This is a genomic window from Synechocystis sp. IPPAS B-1465 (assembly GCF_003015225.1).
In the GTDB taxonomy this organism is placed as follows: Bacteria; Cyanobacteriota; Cyanobacteriia; order Cyanobacteriales; family Microcystaceae; genus Synechocystis.
Map to the genome: position 1 here is coordinate 725,376 of NZ_CP028094.1, position 16,645 is coordinate 742,020.

The window sequence follows — 16,645 nt, forward strand, 5'->3', positions numbered from 1 at the left end:
CTCCTTTTACTAACTAGGTTGACAAAAAATCCTGATTCTAGGCAAGGGAAATCATTGTGACCGTATCTCCTTGGCGATTGATTTGTTGCAACTTGGCAGACAAATTATCGTAGGAAACTAGATACTCCGCTTTACCACGGCGCACTCGGGTGCCACGACCGGGGGCCGCCCCTTGAATCACTTGCAAACGATACATTTGGTTACGACTACCCGCCGAAGTTCCCCGCAAACTCTCGGCCGTAGAACCGGCATACACCGGAGAAGCTGTATTGCGAGCCAACTCCCGCGTCAATCGAGAACGGGAACCATTTCCCTGGGAACGATCACTGGTAGCGTAGCCCCGATACACCTGGAAAGAACGGCTGAAACCAACGGTTTTTTGATTCCGCTGGGTAGCAAAGCCGCGGAAATAAGGTACAACCCAATCTCCAAAGTTTTCCGTGTATTCTACGGAGTCAATATAGGAATTGATCTCCGCTTCATAGCCCCCCTGGTGATAAAGATCGGTGTGGAAAGCAATTTCCGACTGATCGTAGGGAGCCCGTCCCAGTAAATGCTTATAATTAAGCTCGATAAAACGATTTTGTGGGTTGGAATGGAAAAACTTCTGCCGGTACACTTCCGACAGAGCCACAGCCCGAACAAAATCCCTTACCGAAATCTCCCTGCCCCGGAGCAAAGATTCTGCACTGGTCAGTCGTTCCTGGGACATGAGATGATCGTTGCCCAAAACTTGACGGTAAACCGCCAGGATAACGGCATCCACCTCTTCCTCTGTACTCCGGGAACGAAGCTCGAGGGGAATAGCCTCATCCACGGCCACAATGCCCAGACGCTGGGCCGAAACTAAACTAGTCATTTTGTTCTCCTAGATAAGTGTCAATAAATACGACAAGACCTGGAAAAGCGGAATATTGTCAACCAGTTGTTAACACTTTCCCACCCTTCCAGGCCAGCTAGAATTAAAAACTGACTAGCTCAGAGCATTGATGGCGTAATCGAGGTAGGAATTAGCTTCGTCACGGGCATCGCCACTCAAGCCGTGGTTAGCTTTGATGTATTTCAGAGCTTCAACATACCAGCTGGGGGAGAGGTCAAAGGTGCGGTTGATTTCATCAATACCGGCGATCAAGTACTCATCCAAAGGACCGGTACCACCAGCAACTAAGCAGTAGGTAACGATGCGGAGGTAGTAGCCGATGTCCCGGGCACACTTGTCTTTACCCCGTTGATCCGCAGCAAAGTTGTTGCCTTGGGTTTGGGTGGTGTAGGGGAATTTGTTATAAACGGCTTGGGCAGCACCATTTACCAAGCTCTGGGCATTGTCGGTCAGAGCTTTAGCGGCTTGCAAACCAGCATTAGCTTGACGTAGACGACCGAAAGCAATTTGCAATTCGGTGCTGCTCAGAAAGCGACCTTGAGAGTCAGCGGTGGAAACGGCTTCAGTTAAAGGGGTTTTCATTGTTCTGGTATCTCCCGTTAGAATGTGAAAATTTTCCTAGATATGTCAGCTTTAAGCTGGATTTTCTCGGGTATGGAACCTGAGTAAAGTTGGTTTTTAAAATAACCAGACTAGGCTACGGCAGCAGCGGCGCGGTCGAAGTAACCAGCGATTTCAGCAACGATAGCACTGCAATCACCACGGGTGATGCCATTGGGATCGTTAACGATGTCCAGGGCAGCTTCTTTCATTTTTTGAACGCCAGCAGCTACGGAAGCACCGGGAACACCCAGGGCAACGTAGGTTTCACGGAGACCGTTCAAGCAACGATCTTCTAGAACGGAAGCGTCGCCGGTGAAGGTTGCGTAGGTAACATAGCGGAGGATGATTTCCATGTCACGCAAACAAGCAGCCATACGACGGCTGGTGTAGGCGTTTCCACCGGGTTGGATTAATTGGGGCTGTTCGGCGAACAAAGCACGAGCAGCGTTGGAAACGATAGCGGAAGCATTACCGGTGATGCGGTTAACAGAATCAATCCGTTTGTTGCCTTCAGCAACGGTAGCGCTCAAAGCATCTAACTGAGAACCAGAGAGGTACTCGCCGCGAGCATCAGCTTGGGAAACAACCCGAGTGAATACGTCGAACATTGAATTAATCTCCTACTTGACTTTATGAGTTGGGATTTTCTTAAACACAATTCCCCCGGATAAACTGAGGGAGTCCAAAGTAATGACCCTAGAGTTATTGTTACTGATCTCCATTAACTTTCGTTAACTACCCGGGGATTTATGAGAGATATTACCTAAATAAATCCAGGGAGAAACACGGAGGCAGCGACAAGGGCCACCGGGATGCTCAAACAGCTCAGCGCCTAGGCTTGAATGCTTTTGCAATCCCACAGTTAACTTTATACAACGGTGATGGGACTTATGTCTGTTACATCTTGTTAATTTTATTCCTGCTTTTTTGTTAAGTAATGTTGCAGGGGATTCTCAGATTGTCCTGGATTGGGAAGGGAAGACAACCAGTTTCGTTCAGCTTATGTTTTAGGGCTAAAATTATGCAATTGATGTTCGGTGCGAACTTTTCTCGTTTTTTTAGTTTCCAGTGGGGTAGGGAAGACTGTTGCCTAGGGAACCACAGCCTACTTTCCTTTTTGAGCTTTTTATCCCACCATTTTGATATTCAGGGACTCTTCTCTACAGGTGGGTATAGATTTGTTAAGTTTATTTTATAACGAAGTCGGGATCGTCTTTGATTTGCCTTGCTAATGGGCTAAATAACTTCATCAGGAGCCATAAACCTTCTCTTCATGGGATTTAGCCCAAGCAACGTCCCTGTGGTTTGTCTGTGATCTAAATCACCTGGTTAATGTGATAGTTTCTCTGGTGGAAAGACTGGCCATGGCAAAGACTGGATGTAGTTAGTGACATTCAAGTCTTTTTTTAGTCATGTTTGATTGTACTGTTGATTGTTTTAGTCTACCCGATGATCTGGCCCTCAAGCGGAAAATTACCGACCTGGAAAAATTATTAAATTGTGCATCCAATAAGCCGGTGGTTGACCACGAAACTAGGGCTGAAATTGTTCACTCCGTGGCCAGCCGCATGGGAAGAGTGGCCTATGTCCGTCGCCTATCGATGGGACGGGTCAGGCAAAAGCGTGGTTGAGGCGTTTACTTGGACGGAGAACTCCCTTTTTTTCCACTTGACTGGTCAATATTTGGCTAAACACTTCCATGTTAGCGGGGACTGACATTCCTTTTCCCTTTCCCTAACCTGGATGTAGTGGGGCAAGATTTTCCCACAACCAATATCCGCAATCAGGTGAGGAAATTAGGATGTTTAATAGTTTTTCGTTCCCTAAGCTGCATTGGCAAGCCCGCCGCTCCACAGCTTTATTGACTACCGTTCTCTTGATGGGAGGGTTGGTTGGTAGTTTTACTAATCCGGTGGAAGCTCGTCCCCGTCCCAACCGTGGCAATGCCGCCCAAAATTCTAACCGATGGAATAACAATAATGCCTATCCCGGCGCTCCTCGGTCTAGCTATAACATAGGTCAACTCTACAATGTGGAAGTGCCGGCCCAAACGATGATTCCTGTGGCGGTTGACCAAGGACAAATCACATTGAGAAGGGGAGAAACCAGGGCGGCCAGTCTCCGCACCACTACGGCCCTCCGTCAATCCGATGGTGTTACGATTATTCCTGCTGGCAGTGAAATTATTGGTCAGTTTCGCCCGATCGCCAATGGTAATGCGATGCAATTTGTGGCCCAACAATTGGTGCTCAATAATGGCGAATATTTACCGATTAATGCCCGTTCCCGTGAGCTTGTCGGTTTTCAAACGGTCAATAAGGGGGCGAGTGCTTCCGATGTGATTATGGGGACTTTGGCTGGGGCCGGCACGGCAACAATCATTTCCGGTACCACCGGCGATCGCCGTATTACACCTCTGGAAGTGCTTGGGGGAGCCGCGGCGGGGGCCTTGGCCGGTTGGGGTCTGCCCACCGCAGGGATTGTTGGCGGTGGCTCGGAAGAATTGTTAACCGTTTCCAGCCGAGATTTGACCCTAATGTTGCAATCTCCCCTCCGCATCGGTAATGGCCAAGGACAAACGGTGCCCACTAATAACAATAGTAACTGGCGTAATGCTAGTTGGTAGATAGTGGATAGCGCCAAACCAGATAACCTCGTATGGATTGTCACTTTTGAAATATAAAGTGACTTTTTTGTCAATGAAATTTAAAATTTCTTAAAATTAATTGGGTAAACAGTAACATTTGTGACGGTCTACTCCGGTTAAATCCCCTAACGTAGCTTCTAATTCATTCACTAGGAATAAATACTCATGAGTGTTTTCCCCGCAGAAACCTGTCCCGTGTGTGGCGTCACCATTGAAAATGGCTCCAAGGTGGTTTTTTCCTCTGGGCCGGCGGGAACGAGGGCCCGGCTCTGGGCCAGGGTCTGCAATTTTGCCCGTAACACCAGTTGCATCAATCAAGATGAAGCGGCGATCGGTAATGTTTCCAGCCGGGATTATTACGACTAGTATTTTTATGTCTAGACTGTTTTTGCTCGACTAAATTAAGTCAAATTTTGCCCAGTTTTCCCATGTTTATGTCTGGCTTTGGCCAAAGGGGAGCTGGGCTCTCGCTTGAATATTAATCTTGCTTATTGTTGGGGCTGTGGTAAATCCGACTAGGCATGGGCTTCAGTTATCCACTAGGGCAGAAGGATTTAATGGAAGCGGTGTGAGTGTGGGCAATTTAAATTTTGGCGATCGCCTCACAATCCTGAAACCTCCTTGTTAAAGGATGGTTTAACCTGGGACAATTTCGCCTCAATTTTAGGTTTAAGCCGGTCTAACTCCTGCTTAAGTAACCGTTTAGTCACCTGGGGTTTACCACCGGGCATGGATTGACTAGTTTGGGCCCACTCCTTGAGCAACTTACACTGATTGGGGGCAACGGTAGCGGTCAACATATGCTGACAGCGAGTGGGATTTTCCAACGCAAAAAACAGCAACCAATAGGTACCGGATTCCCCCAACATCTGGGCAAAACTCTGACCCGACCTAGTCTTTAAATCCAAATAACAGGGCAACCAGCGGGGACCATATTCCCGATGGTAGAGCACCGTAATCCACAGCACCATGGGATGGGGAGAAGTCATCAGTAAAAATTGGTTGTAGCGGATGCTGGACATCCGGGTGAGGATATCCTCTTGATTCAACATCACCCACAAACTAGCCAATTTTCCTTCAGCGGCGTTGAGCACATAGGGAAAAACAATTTTCTGTTTTGGTTTATCGGAGGGCCACTCTAACTGCTTACAGAGTTCACTCACCAGCGGCAACCGCGTTTCTGGGACGATTCCCGGGCCCCGCTGGGCCACCACCGTTGCTTCCATATCCGTGTTGAGTAAATGGGGAGCAATCTGGGTTTTCTCGGTGTCGGAAATGGGGGGAGCTTTGATTTCCGCTTCAATGGCATCGATCGCCCGGATAATCACATCCACCGATTGGGGACGACCTTTGGGGCTTTTGGCCAGGCAGTTCATCACCAAGGCTTCGAGGGAAGCGGGGATTTTATAACGGGCGGAAAAGGGATGGGGCTTAGTGTGATGATGGGCTTCATACCAACCCCCAAAGGAAGAATTGTCTGGGAACAGGGGCATTTCCCCCGTTAGCATTTCGTACATCATCACCCCCAGACTGTAAATGTCCGAACGGCTATCTAACTCTTTGCCCTCCATTTGCTCTGGGGAACAATAGGCAAGGGTACCCATAAAAGCTTGGGTTTTCGACTCCTCTGCTGCTTGTACTAATTTGGCGATACCAAAATCGAGAATTTTAACCAGTTCCCCCAGGGCGGGGTCTTCCACCAACAGTACGTTGCTGGGCTTGATATCCCGGTGGACAACGGGGCAGGCTTCCCCTTGGTAAATAATTCCTTTATGGGCACAATCCAAGCCAAAGCAAATTTGCCTAGCTATTTTTAAAAAGCGCTCTACTTTGAGGGGACGGTATTTAATCACGTCACTAATTGTTTTCCCCTTGGAGGTATTCCATCACGTAGAAGGGAATTTCCTTTTCGTCCAGGCCGTAATCCCGCACCCGCACAATGTGGATACTTTTTTCCCCCAGTAGGGCCGAAATAGTGGCTTCCCGTTCAAACCGTTCCTTCATGCGGGGATTGAGCAAGGCTTGGGAAAGGAATTTGACTGCGACGGTGACTCCCCCAAGGAGCTTATCTTCCGCTCGGTAGACTTGACCCATAGCTCCACTACCCACCAACTCAACCAGTTGATAGCGATTGGCCAATAGACGGCGGTGACGGGAGTCAGGGGTCATAGCGCAAATATCTCAGCGACGAGCGGTGACGTTAATTTTTTGAGCAACAAGCAATCAATATCGATCCCTAGCCTCAACCCTGTCTTTCCAGGGTGGCTTCCATTGTACTGGTCAAGGAGTGGCCGGTGAGCATCCCACTAGCTAAATAATAACGACGATCATTGAAGCGGTAAAAGGTTTCAAAGCCACTCTGCCGTTGGCGATCGCCTAGGACCCAATAGCGCTGAACAATGGCATGGTTAGAGAGCCAGCCTTCCCCTTCTACTCTCCCTAGTTGACTGTGTTGCAAAACGTAGGTGTATTGGGACTCTCCGCCATTGAGACGCCCCCGATACTGACAGGATATATCTTGGTGACTACTACCAGGAAAACTAAACTTGGTCACCATGGTAAACCAATCTTCCTGATTCCAAGCTATCAGGGCACCTCCCTTGATTTCCAGGGGAGATTGATTGCGCTCCTGCCAAAAGCCCTCTAGATGCCATCGGCCTGGCTCCAATAGGAAAGTGTGGGCCAAAGTGTTTTTCTCCGGTTCCGTGCAATTCCATTGTCCCTAATTCTGGCAGTGAGCTCAGGAAATATCACAAAAAATCCACACCACAATTGCCACTATTTAGTTTAGTGATGGGGAGTCTAGTCAAAAAACAGTAAAAACAATGACATTGTTGTTCTAGAACAGTAGTCAAAGTTACAATATAAGGACATTTTATTGGATTCTAAGTTTTTATAGGACTACGTGGGGAATGGTAAATTCAGCAGTTCGCTCCCTGGCCATTGTGGGGGGAGTGCATGGTAATGAAAGGACGGGGGTGGAGGTGGTGCGTCGCTGGCAACAGAAAGATTTTGCTCGATATTTTCCGGCATTGAAGTGTCACTATTTCTTGGCTAATCCCCGGGCGATCGCCGCCAATCGTAGATATATTAACCAGGACTTAAACCGTTGTTTTCGGCCCCAGGACCGCAAAAACCCCTATCTAATGGGCTATGAGCAGTTGCGGGCTCGGCAGTTGGCCCATCAAATTTCCCTGGCGGGGATTGATTTCATTGTGGATTTGCACACCACCACTGCGGCCATGGGCACAACTTTGATTTTAAACTGCCCCCATCCCCTGCTCCTCAACCTAGCGGCTTATCTCAGCGCCCAGGATGAGGAAATTCGAGTGTTGCAGTATTCTCCCCAAAAGGATTTACCCTACATTCGTGGCCTGTGTGAATTAGGCTTAACCATCGAACTAGGCCCCGTCCCCCAGGGGGTCTATGACCCAACGGCGATCGCCAAAACCCAACGGACCTTGGCCCGAATTCTAGCCTATCTCCAGGCCTCGACCTCCGGTAATGTTCCAGCGGCGGATAACTGCACTGTTTATCAGCAGATAGACACTATTGATTATCCCAGGGATGAACAAGGACAGATTGTGGCGGAAATTGCGCCCCACATCCGGGATTACCAGGCGATTAAACCAGGCACACCATTGTTTTACCATCGCCGGGGTAATGTTACGCCTTACCAGGGAGCTGCGACGGTTTACCCCGTATTTATTGGTGAAGCGGCCTATGTGGAAAAGGGCATTGCCATGGCGTTAACCCAGCGCAAAACCATTGCCATTTGACGGACTGATGATCATTGATCATGCAATCACCGGGTTGATAAGGTCGACAAAATAGAAAGAAATCTTCCGGGCGATCGATAAAGTGGGGAATTTGAGCTAACCTTTGATGGCACTATGTGGAGGTCAATCACTGGATAGCCATGGCGGATTGTTTTTTTGTCACTGGGGGCACGGGCTTTGTCGGGGCTAATTTGGTCCGCCATCTGTTGGAGCAGGGTTATCAGGTGCGGGCGTTGGTGCGGGCTTCCAGCCGTCCCGATAATTTGCAAAATTTACCCATAGATTGGGTCGTGGGAGATTTGAATGATGGGGATCTTCACCAACAAATGCAAGGCTGTCAGGGTCTCTTCCATGTGGCGGCCCACTATTCCCTTTGGCAAAAAGACCGGGAAGCTCTTTACCGCAGTAATGTTTTAGGCACGAGAAATATCCTGGCCTGTGCCCAAAAAGCAGGCATTGAACGCACTGTCTACACCAGTTCCGTGGCGGCGATCGGCGTTAAAGGGGACGGTCAAAGGGCGGACGAAAGTTATCAAAGTCCAGTGGAAAAGTTAATTGGAGCCTATAAACAGTCCAAATATTGGGCGGAACAGGAGGCATTGACAGCGGCCCAGCAAGGCCAAGACATTGTCATTGTTAATCCCAGCACTCCCATTGGCCCCTGGGATATTAAACCTACTCCCACGGGAGAAATAATTCTGCGCTTTCTGCGGCGACAAATGCCAGCCTACGTTAACACTGGCTTGAATTTAATCGATGTGCGGGATGTGGCGGCGGGGCATCTCCTGGCTTGGCAACGGGGAAAAACTGCTCTGACCAGAGGCGATCGCTATATTTTGGGCCATGAAAATATCAGTCTTCAAGGGATTTTGGCCCATCTATCTACCATTACGGGGTTACCCGCCCCGAAAAATACGGTTCCCCTTTGGTTACCCTTGACCTTTGCCTGGGTGGAAGAAAAAGTTCTGGCTCCCCTGGGGCGATCGCCTTCGGTGCCCATGGATGGGGTTAAAATGTCCGCCCAGGAGATGTATTACGATGCTAGTAAAGCGGTGCAGGAATTGGGGCTACCCCAGTCCTCTATCAAACAGGCTTTGGCAGATGCGGTGCATTGGTTCCAAAACCATGGCTACGTTAAGACCCAATAATTCTAAGAACGTGTTTGGAAAGTTTTATTCTGCCCCCCAAATCCCCCAATACTGGGGGACTTTCACTCAGTTTCCCCCCAAATTTTGGGGGCCAGGGGGGCTTTTAAAACAGGCTCTAAGTCCCTTGTCGTTGCACTGGAACGGAGAAGATTTTCCTGTAGTTCCAGATGATGCGTCGCTATCATCCCATCTGAATTCAACCCATACTTGATTCCAATTTTTATCATTTTCCATGACTATTCAACTAACTGTACCCACCATTGCCTGTGAAGCCTGTGCCGAAGCTGTGACCAAAGCCGTGCAAAATGAGGATGCCCAAGCAACGGTGCAAGTGGATTTAACCAGCAAAAAAGTCACCATCACCAGTGCTCTGGGGGAAGAACAACTACGAACGGCGATCGCCTCGGCGGGCCATGAAGTTGAGTGAAGTGTAACAGAGGTCGAGACAGTGACGATTTTTCGTTCCGGCTGTTCTGGTTTGCATTTATAGCCTAACCCTCTACAATCGAGGGAGTATTTTGCAACCCGTATGTGTGTGTGAGGCTCTGAACAATGCAGTCCCAATCGAGGATAAAAGACCTGAAACGTAAGCCTGGTCAAGGTGCCAATCTCTACAATCTGTCTTTGGGCGGGCTGATCATTATCGGTGGTTTGGTTTGGTCTTTACCCGGTAGCACCACTGGCAATTTGGAAATTGAACAATCTGCCCCCGCTCCCGTCACCCCAGCCGCTCCCCCAGCTCCGGTGAAAGCTACGGCCCCCGTGCCAGTCCAATCGACTCCGGACTCCAAGCCAGCAGCGCCTAGATTACCTGCTCCCACTATTGCACCCATTTCTAGCCAGCCAGCCCAAATACGCCAGGGTTTGCAAAAAAATAGTTACATTGATGCGGCTCCCCAGGGTACAGCGGCGGCCCCCAATCTGCCCACCCGGACAGAAGTGGAGTTCGTTCCCCGTTCTGGGCAACAGGCTCCCCTCAATACCCGTTATCCCGCCGCCAATCGCAGTGCTAACCGTGCCCCCGTGGCCCGTCAGCAATCTAGTCCGGTTAATCCCCCCAAGGCGATCACCCCCCGTCGGCAGAGCATCAATGCCCGTAATGCGGCTCCCGGTAACAATTCTGTTTCTCCCCTCAATCCTCTAAATATTCAGCCTAAAATCAGTTCCCTGGCGATCGGGCAACCAGTGGGGTCCAATCAGGTTTTCAGCCTTGATCCTATGGCCAATCGGGGTATTCAAATCGCCCTAGCTCCTTTACCGGAATACAGTAGGGCCACGGGTTTGTACTCTACCCAAGGTCAGCCCAACCAAGGGACTGATCTGATGTTCCCCGTTGCCGGCGTTAACCCCATTACCTCCGCCTTTGGTTGGCGAATTCACCCCATCAGTGGCCAAGGGCGTATGCACAATGGCACCGACATCGGCGCTCCCATGGGCACTCCTGTACTGGCCGCCTATGACGGAATAGTAGCAGCGGCCCAATGGTCCGGCGGCTATGGCTTAATGGTTACCCTACGCCACTTAGATGGAACCCAGGAATCTCGTTATGCTCACCTATCAGAAGCTTTTGTAGAAAGTGGACAACAGGTGACTCAGGGTGAAGTGATCGGTCGAGTTGGTAGCACAGGCTTCTCCACTGGGCCTCATTTGCACTTTGAATGGCGACACCTAACCAATGATGGTTGGGTTGCAGTGGATGCAGGCCCCCATTTGGAAGCCGCTTTGGCTAATTTGATGGCGGCCCAAAAATATGCCCAATCCCAAGCTGACTCCCAGCCCCAAAGTTAAACGACGGATATCTATAATTAAACAACCGATGGATTTCCCATTGTTTCAATTCCCTGAGTGCATCCAACTCGGGGATTTTTTATTTGACTATGGCAACAGCCTAGACAATTCCAACAAAATGTAATCAATGTCAATTTCCCCTACCTAAGTCGACAGAAAAAACTCCGTCGGTCATCTCGTCTTAGTTTACATTGGGGTAATTGTTCAATCACGACTAGCCAACACTCTGGCTTTGGGGTAACAGTGGTTCCAACCGGGCTCGGAAACCCAATTCCTGGAGGGATGCCACCGCAGTACCGTAATCATTCACCCAGTAGTTTTCTCCAAAACGAATGAAGTGTTTGGTTGGTCCTTCATTAATGCAAGCCACCACCGGTATTTTCATCTGTTCTTTTTGGGGGGCATGGCTTTGCAAAATTTGTTTTAGTCGGGCCTGAGTGCTGGTGTTGGCAATCTCCTGGGGAGTGAGGTCCAGCATAACCATTTTCACTTCTTCCACTGGTTCTAAATCTTCCACAATTAACTGGTATTGATCATCCCGACGGTCAACTTTGCCCCAAATCATTTGTTGACTACCTTCTATTAACACATCCTGCAAACGCTCATAGTTGGAAGGAAACACCACCGCTTCCGATTGGCCCGACATATCTTCCAAGGTTAAAAACGCCATGGGTTGACCATTTTTTTTGGTGATAATCTTTTTCACTGCTACTAAAATTGCCACTGCACTAACTTTCTGGCGGACTTTGTACTGGTCTAAATCCACCAGGTTAATGGGAGATAATAGGCGGGCAGAACGTTGTACTGATTTGAGGGGATGTTCCGAGACGTAAAAGCCCAAATGTTCCTTTTCCAGTTGTAGTTTTTCTTGCAGGGAAAATTCCGCCACTGGGGGTGCCGAAGGTTCCTGTTCAAAACCGTTATTAGCGGCTTCTTTAGCTTTAATGGATTCCCCTGCAGTTAGACTGTCAAAGATATTTAATTGCCCGGTTTCTTTCTCCTTAGCCCGCTTTTGGGCCCAGGCAATGACCAATTCTAAATCATGTAAAAGTTGGTTGCGATTAGACTGCACTCCATCGAAGGCCCCAGCCATGATTAATGTTTCGATCGCCCGACGGTTAACGACTCGTAGATCCACTTGGGTGCAGAAATCTGCTAGGGATTTAAAGCGTTTTTCTTCAGAATTATCTCGGGCGGTAATAATTTGCTCGATCGCCCCTTCGCCCAAATTTCTTACAGCGGAAAGTCCGAATAGGATAGCTTCCCCCAGAGGGGTAAAATGGCGCTGGGAACGATTGATATCGGGTGGTTCAACGGTTATGCCCATTTTTTGGCAGTTTTCCCGATATTTTTCTACCTTTTCCTGGCTGTCACTACTGGCGGTGAGTAGGGCCGCCATATATTCCACTGGATAGTTAGCCTTCAGATAAGCCGTTTGGTAGGTAACGTAAGCGTAGGCAGTGGAATGGGATTTGTTAAAACAATTGGCGGCGATCGCCCCATTGGCTAGCAGAAAATTATGGTCTTGGGGAAGACCAATATCAAATATTCTTTGCACTCCGAGGGAACGACGACCGATAACTTTAACCATAACAACAGGGATTATTGTGAAGCCTTGAGGGATTTTTTGATGCTGATTAATTAAATTAGAAACTATCCATGGTAGGCAAATCTAAAGATAAGTTTAAACCTTCTTTTCGAGTACGAAGATCATAATAAACTAATGCTTTGATCGCTTGCCAAAAAGGCACAATTAAAACACTGACAATTATTCCCAACGGAATATCAATTACAGAGCCCCAGGTCGGTTCAATATCAAGAATAATGGTGGTAAGGGAACCAATATTAGTGAACATAGAAAGGGGCAGAGTAATTAAAAAGGCTAGGAAGAAAATTAACTGTAAACTCAACACGTAACCCTTGGTTAAAGACCAACTACGACTGATGGCATTGAGGGGACTCAGGGTCGGTTCTAACGCTAAACACACATCCACCAAAGCTAAACGGGCGAAAATCCAAATGTAAACGTAAAGGGAAACCAAAGTCCAAACAATGGTTAGTAATCCTGACAATAAAATGGTCACTACGTCGGGGTTGTCCCCCATGAAAATAAAGGTGAAAAGACCAATAATAATGCCGTAACCTAGGAGAATTGGAATAAAAAAGAGGAAAAACACTAGGGATGCGAGTAGACTAACCCAGAGAAAGCGCCAAAATCTGGGCATCAACTGGATTTTGGCCGCCGCCACCGTTTCCGGTTGTTCCCCCACTTCAAAGAACACTAGCCGGGCCAATACCCCCTGGGTCGCCAATAATTTCCCCAGACAATAACCCCAGGGCACTAATAAAACGGCGATCGCCAAAACTATTATGCCTCCCACGGCGATCGGCTCCATTACCGCCGCTAGCCCAGCTATGGCTAACATCACTAACCCGGTTATGGCAAAGGGAATTAAAAGCCAAAGGTAGGATTGCCCTGCCAGCCAGAGATAGGATTTGAAATGGTCGCGGTAAACCCTGAGGCCGCCGGAAACTACATCACCGACGCTGAGCTTAATTAGGCCACCGGGGGAAGGTTGGTTAGACATAGGGGAAGGCAAAATACAGGGAGTTCTTGCTTGGATTCTACCCCGATCGCCTAAAAAGTCTGAAAAATCCGGCCAAAAATGCTGTCAATTTAGTCCAAATTTAAATATCCCCCTCTAAACAATAGGATTCGTAGAGATTGAGATACTCCATGGCGTTTTGCACTGCTTGGGGGCGTAAATTACGCTTTTCCGGAGGAAAATTGGCCAACACATTGGCCGGTTCTAGATAAAGGGCACACCAAGAAATACCAAACCAGGCTTGCCCCGTCACCAGGGAGCGGACAAATTGCACTGTGAAATTCTCCGGCAGGGCGTAGGCCGCCTTAGACATTAGTTGCACTGGGGTTGATCGCCAAAGGTCATTGCCACCCTGGGTACTGAGGGGGCCAAGAGTTTGATAATCGTCCAGGGCCAGGAGGTAACCGACAATGAATAATTCTTCCGGGGTCAAATCCCCCAAATCCATATGGGTAGGGGGTTTGTCATTTTTTCTGGCCAGGGCCACGAGGAACTGTTCGGCGTTGTTGCTGCCGTCAATATTCCAGCCCAAGGCATTAATCACTGCGGCCTTTTCCCCCAAGGGGCGATCGCCAAGGAGAAAATCTACAATGAGGGGAGACATAATCCGATACTGCTGGGCCCATTCCACGGCGGCAATGTCGGAGTAAGCTCCAGCTAAATCCGTGGAAGTCAGGGGACTATCGGCCCGGCTGGCCAGGGGGTCTAAAGCTAGAATGGAGAGCCCCGCCAGACCCAAGCTGGTAATCCAGGAGGCAACCTTTTTTGGCAATAAATGCGTCTGCATAGAAATACCTGATTCTGATTTCACCACTGTATCGGTCTAAAATTGGACTGCTTTTGCCCTAATTTGCCATGGCTACCCGTTCCCGCAAAGCCCCTTCTGCCCCTAAAAAAAGTCAAACTAACCTTTCCCAGGGTGGCAACAGCCAAAAGGTAGCCCTCAAAAAAGGCTCCAGGGTGGCCAAAATTCGTCTGCAGGAATCGGGCAAAAATTCCCAATCCCGGCGGGTATTTCCCCTCCTTGGCGATCGTTATTTTCTCGGCCGCAGTTCCAGTTGTGATATTCAACTGCAAAATCCCCTCGTGAGTCAGACCCATTGTTCCCTGCGGCGGGACCCTGACCATCCTAACCAGTTTTTTATTCGAGATGAAGGCTCTAGCAACGGCATTTATCTGCAACGTCGCCGCCTAAAAAGCTATCGTCTGCAGCATGGTGATGAAATTACCCTGGGGCCACCGGAATTGGTGGATGTGCCCAAACTTGTTTATTTCAACCCGCCGCCATTGTGGTTAAAGGGAATGCGCACTTTTTTTTCCACTGGTATTCTGTTTTTTCTCATCATCACCGGGGCGATCGCCTGGCAATGGAGCAAAATTCCCGTTAAACCCATGCCCAGTGGCGTGACGGGGCCAGTTAAGGTTTATGCCGGGGACGGGGTGACGGAAATCAATCCGGTTAAGCAAGAAATTCACCGGGAATTTGATAATTTAAGTGATTTTTCGCCCTATTTACCCCAAGCGGTCATTGCTTCGGAAGATACTCGCTTTTACTGGCATTTTGGCGTTGATCCCTACGGTTTGGGCCGAGCGATTTACATTAACCTCCAGGACAGGGATGTGAAACAGGGAGCCAGCACCCTTACTCAACAGTTGGCCCGCAGTTTGTTCAGTGAAGTAGGGCGGGAAAATACGGCGGGGCGTAAAATTCGGGAAATGTTTGTCGCCCTCAAGTTGGAAGCGGTGTATAGCAAAGACGACATTTTAAAAGCCTATTTGAATCGAGTTTACCTAGGGGCTGGTAATTACGGCTTTGAAGATGCGGCCCAGTTTTATTTCGACAAATCTGCCCAGGATTTGGATGTGGGGGAAGCGGCCACCCTAGTGGCAATGTTGCCAGCTCCCAATCTTTACAACCCCGTGCAGGATTATCAAACCTCCGTACAATTGCGGAATCGGGTTATTGAGCGCATGGCCATGTTGGGCATGATTGACGAACAGGAAGCCAACCGGGCTAGGCGATCGCGCATTCAGGTCAGTCCCAAGGCTACCCAAACCCTTTCCCAACGGCAGGCTCCCTACTTTTACGGTTACATTTTTGGCGAATTAAACCATTTACTAGGCGAAGATGTGGCCAAAGAAGGCAATTTTGTCGTGGAAACTAGCCTTAACTTAAAAATGCAGGCCCTAGCGGAAAAAAGCTTACAAAAATTCCTCACCACGGAGGGAAAAAAGTATGCGGTTTCCCAGGGGGCAGTGGTTACCCTGGACAGTCGTACCGGGGCAGTTTTGGCCATGGTGGGGGGCAAAAGTTACCGGGAAAGTCAATTTAATCGGGCGAGCCAAGCCCAACGGCAACCAGGCTCAACGTTCAAGCTTTTTGCCTACACAGCGGCGATCGCCAAGGGAGTGAGCACTAATCAGGCTTTTGAGTGTGGCCCTTTCACCTGGCAGGGTCAAAACTACAAGCCCTGTGAACGGAGCGGGGCAGCCCCGGCCATTACCTTTGCGGAAGGTTTTGCCCAATCGGAAAATGTGGTGGCCCTACGGGTGGCCCAAACGGTGGGCTTAGACGAAATTATTGCCCTGGCTAAGGATTTTGGCGTTAACTCTTCCCTGGTGAAAGAACCAGGTTTGGTGCTGGGGCAGAGTGAAGCTAGGGTGCTGGAGATGACCGGAGCCTACGGGGCGATCGCCAATGGAGGTGTTTGGAACCGGCCCCACGGCATTGTTAACATCCGGGATGGGGGGGATTGTCCCGATCCAGAGCAACTAAAAAGCTGTCGGGAAGTTTATCAGGTCAGCCAGGATGGCCGGGGACAAAAACAGGTGGTTTCTCCGGCGATCGCCGCCACCATGACCCAACTTTTACAAGCCGCTGTGACCAATGGCACAGGCAAAGCTGCGGACATTGGCTACGGAACCGCGGGCAAAACCGGCACCACGGATAAAGCAGTGGATTTATGGTTTATTGGCTTTCTGCCCCAAAAAAATCTGGTCACCGGCATTTGGTTAGGCAATGACGACAGTAGTCCCACCCAAGGCAGTAGTGGTCTGGCCGCTACCCTTTGGGGTCAATATATGCGACAAATTGCTTCCTTGTAGTTAACTGGGTTGATCAAAAAGCTTGTTTAAAAAGTCATGGTCCGCCCCCTAAATCGACCCACTAAAGCTCCGGCTCTGGCAAGTTTGGG

At 49.2% G+C, this 16,645-nt stretch carries 15 protein-coding genes and 1 pseudogene; 8 read left to right on the plus strand and 8 right to left on the minus strand.

What is annotated here, in order from left to right; genetic code table 11:
• Positions 1–37: 37 nt before the first annotated feature.
• The 3 genes from C7I86_RS03395 to C7I86_RS03405 form a co-directional block, all read right to left on the minus strand.
• Positions 38–859, minus strand: coding sequence for a phycobilisome linker polypeptide (locus C7I86_RS03395; protein ID WP_010871859.1), 822 nt, complete (start codon positions 857–859; stop codon positions 38–40).
• A gap of 114 nt (positions 860–973) precedes the next feature.
• A complete protein-coding gene (gene cpcA, locus C7I86_RS03400; RefSeq protein ID WP_010871860.1) occupies positions 974–1,462 on the minus strand; it encodes a phycocyanin subunit alpha in 489 nt (162 codons plus the stop codon).
• A gap of 110 nt (positions 1,463–1,572) precedes the next feature.
• Positions 1,573–2,091 carry a phycocyanin subunit beta gene (locus C7I86_RS03405; RefSeq protein ID WP_010871861.1) on the minus strand — a complete coding sequence of 173 codons (519 nt, stop codon included), beginning with the start codon at positions 2,089–2,091 and terminating at the stop codon, positions 1,573–1,575.
• Positions 2,092–2,895: 804 nt separating this feature from the next.
• Here C7I86_RS03405 and C7I86_RS03410 point away from each other — a divergent pair.
• The 3 genes from C7I86_RS03410 (at position 2,896) to C7I86_RS03420 (ending at position 4,496) form a co-directional block, all read left to right on the plus strand.
• Entirely contained in the window at positions 2,896–3,114 is a 219-nt protein-coding gene (locus tag C7I86_RS03410; protein ID WP_010871862.1) for a hypothetical protein, read from the plus strand.
• Positions 3,115–3,284: 170 nt separating this feature from the next.
• Positions 3,285–4,109: a hypothetical protein gene (locus tag C7I86_RS03415; protein ID WP_010871863.1), complete on the plus strand. Its 825-nt coding sequence runs from the start codon at positions 3,285–3,287 to the stop codon at positions 4,107–4,109.
• A 186-nt stretch (positions 4,110–4,295) separates the two neighbouring features.
• On the plus strand, positions 4,296–4,496 hold the full coding sequence (locus C7I86_RS03420) for a hypothetical protein (RefSeq protein WP_020861498.1): 201 nt from the start codon (positions 4,296–4,298) through the stop codon (positions 4,494–4,496).
• 236 nt (positions 4,497–4,732) lie between these two features.
• Here C7I86_RS03420 and C7I86_RS03425 read toward each other — a convergent pair.
• Together C7I86_RS03425 and C7I86_RS03435 are read right to left on the minus strand one after the other, a co-directional pair.
• A pseudogene (locus C7I86_RS03425) lies at positions 4,733–6,299 on the minus strand (serine/threonine protein kinase).
• A 73-nt stretch (positions 6,300–6,372) separates the two neighbouring features.
• The gene (locus tag C7I86_RS03435; RefSeq protein ID WP_020861499.1) at positions 6,373–6,816 is read right to left on the minus strand and encodes a hypothetical protein; all 444 of its coding nucleotides are present in this window, start codon (positions 6,814–6,816) and stop codon (positions 6,373–6,375) included.
• Positions 6,817–7,042: 226 nt separating this feature from the next.
• Here C7I86_RS03435 and C7I86_RS03440 point away from each other — a divergent pair, with 226 nt between their 5' ends.
• From C7I86_RS03440 to C7I86_RS03455, 4 genes are all read left to right on the plus strand, one after another.
• Entirely contained in the window at positions 7,043–7,909 is an 867-nt protein-coding gene (locus C7I86_RS03440; RefSeq protein ID WP_010871867.1) for an aspartoacylase, read from the plus strand.
• Positions 7,910–8,049: 140 nt separating this feature from the next.
• Positions 8,050–9,057 (plus strand): hopanoid-associated sugar epimerase, encoded by a 1,008-nt coding sequence (gene hpnA / locus C7I86_RS03445; RefSeq protein WP_014407077.1) that lies wholly within the window; start codon positions 8,050–8,052, stop codon positions 9,055–9,057.
• Between the two features lie 232 nt (positions 9,058–9,289).
• Positions 9,290–9,484, plus strand: coding sequence for a heavy-metal-associated domain-containing protein (locus C7I86_RS03450; protein WP_010871869.1), 195 nt, complete (start codon positions 9,290–9,292; stop codon positions 9,482–9,484).
• 125 nt (positions 9,485–9,609) lie between these two features.
• On the plus strand, positions 9,610–10,845 hold the full coding sequence (locus C7I86_RS03455; protein WP_010871870.1) for a M23 family metallopeptidase: 1,236 nt from the start codon (positions 9,610–9,612) through the stop codon (positions 10,843–10,845).
• A gap of 214 nt (positions 10,846–11,059) precedes the next feature.
• Here the strand turns inward: C7I86_RS03455 and C7I86_RS03460 are convergent, their stop codons facing one another.
• From C7I86_RS03460 to C7I86_RS03470, 3 genes are all read right to left on the minus strand, one after another.
• On the minus strand, positions 11,060–12,436 hold the full coding sequence (locus C7I86_RS03460; protein WP_010871871.1) for a trans-splicing intein-formed DNA polymerase III subunit alpha C-terminal partner DnaE-C: 1,377 nt from the start codon (positions 12,434–12,436) through the stop codon (positions 11,060–11,062).
• Between the two features lie 55 nt (positions 12,437–12,491).
• Entirely contained in the window at positions 12,492–13,433 is a 942-nt protein-coding gene (locus C7I86_RS03465; RefSeq protein WP_010871872.1) for a hypothetical protein, read from the minus strand.
• 100 nt (positions 13,434–13,533) lie between these two features.
• On the minus strand, positions 13,534–14,238 hold the full coding sequence (locus C7I86_RS03470; RefSeq protein ID WP_020861500.1) for a hypothetical protein: 705 nt from the start codon (positions 14,236–14,238) through the stop codon (positions 13,534–13,536).
• A gap of 68 nt (positions 14,239–14,306) precedes the next feature.
• Between C7I86_RS03470 and C7I86_RS03475 the strand changes: the two genes are divergently transcribed.
• Positions 14,307–16,556, plus strand: coding sequence for a PBP1A family penicillin-binding protein (locus C7I86_RS03475; RefSeq protein ID WP_010871874.1), 2,250 nt, complete (start codon positions 14,307–14,309; stop codon positions 16,554–16,556).
• Positions 16,557–16,645 lie beyond the last annotated feature (89 nt).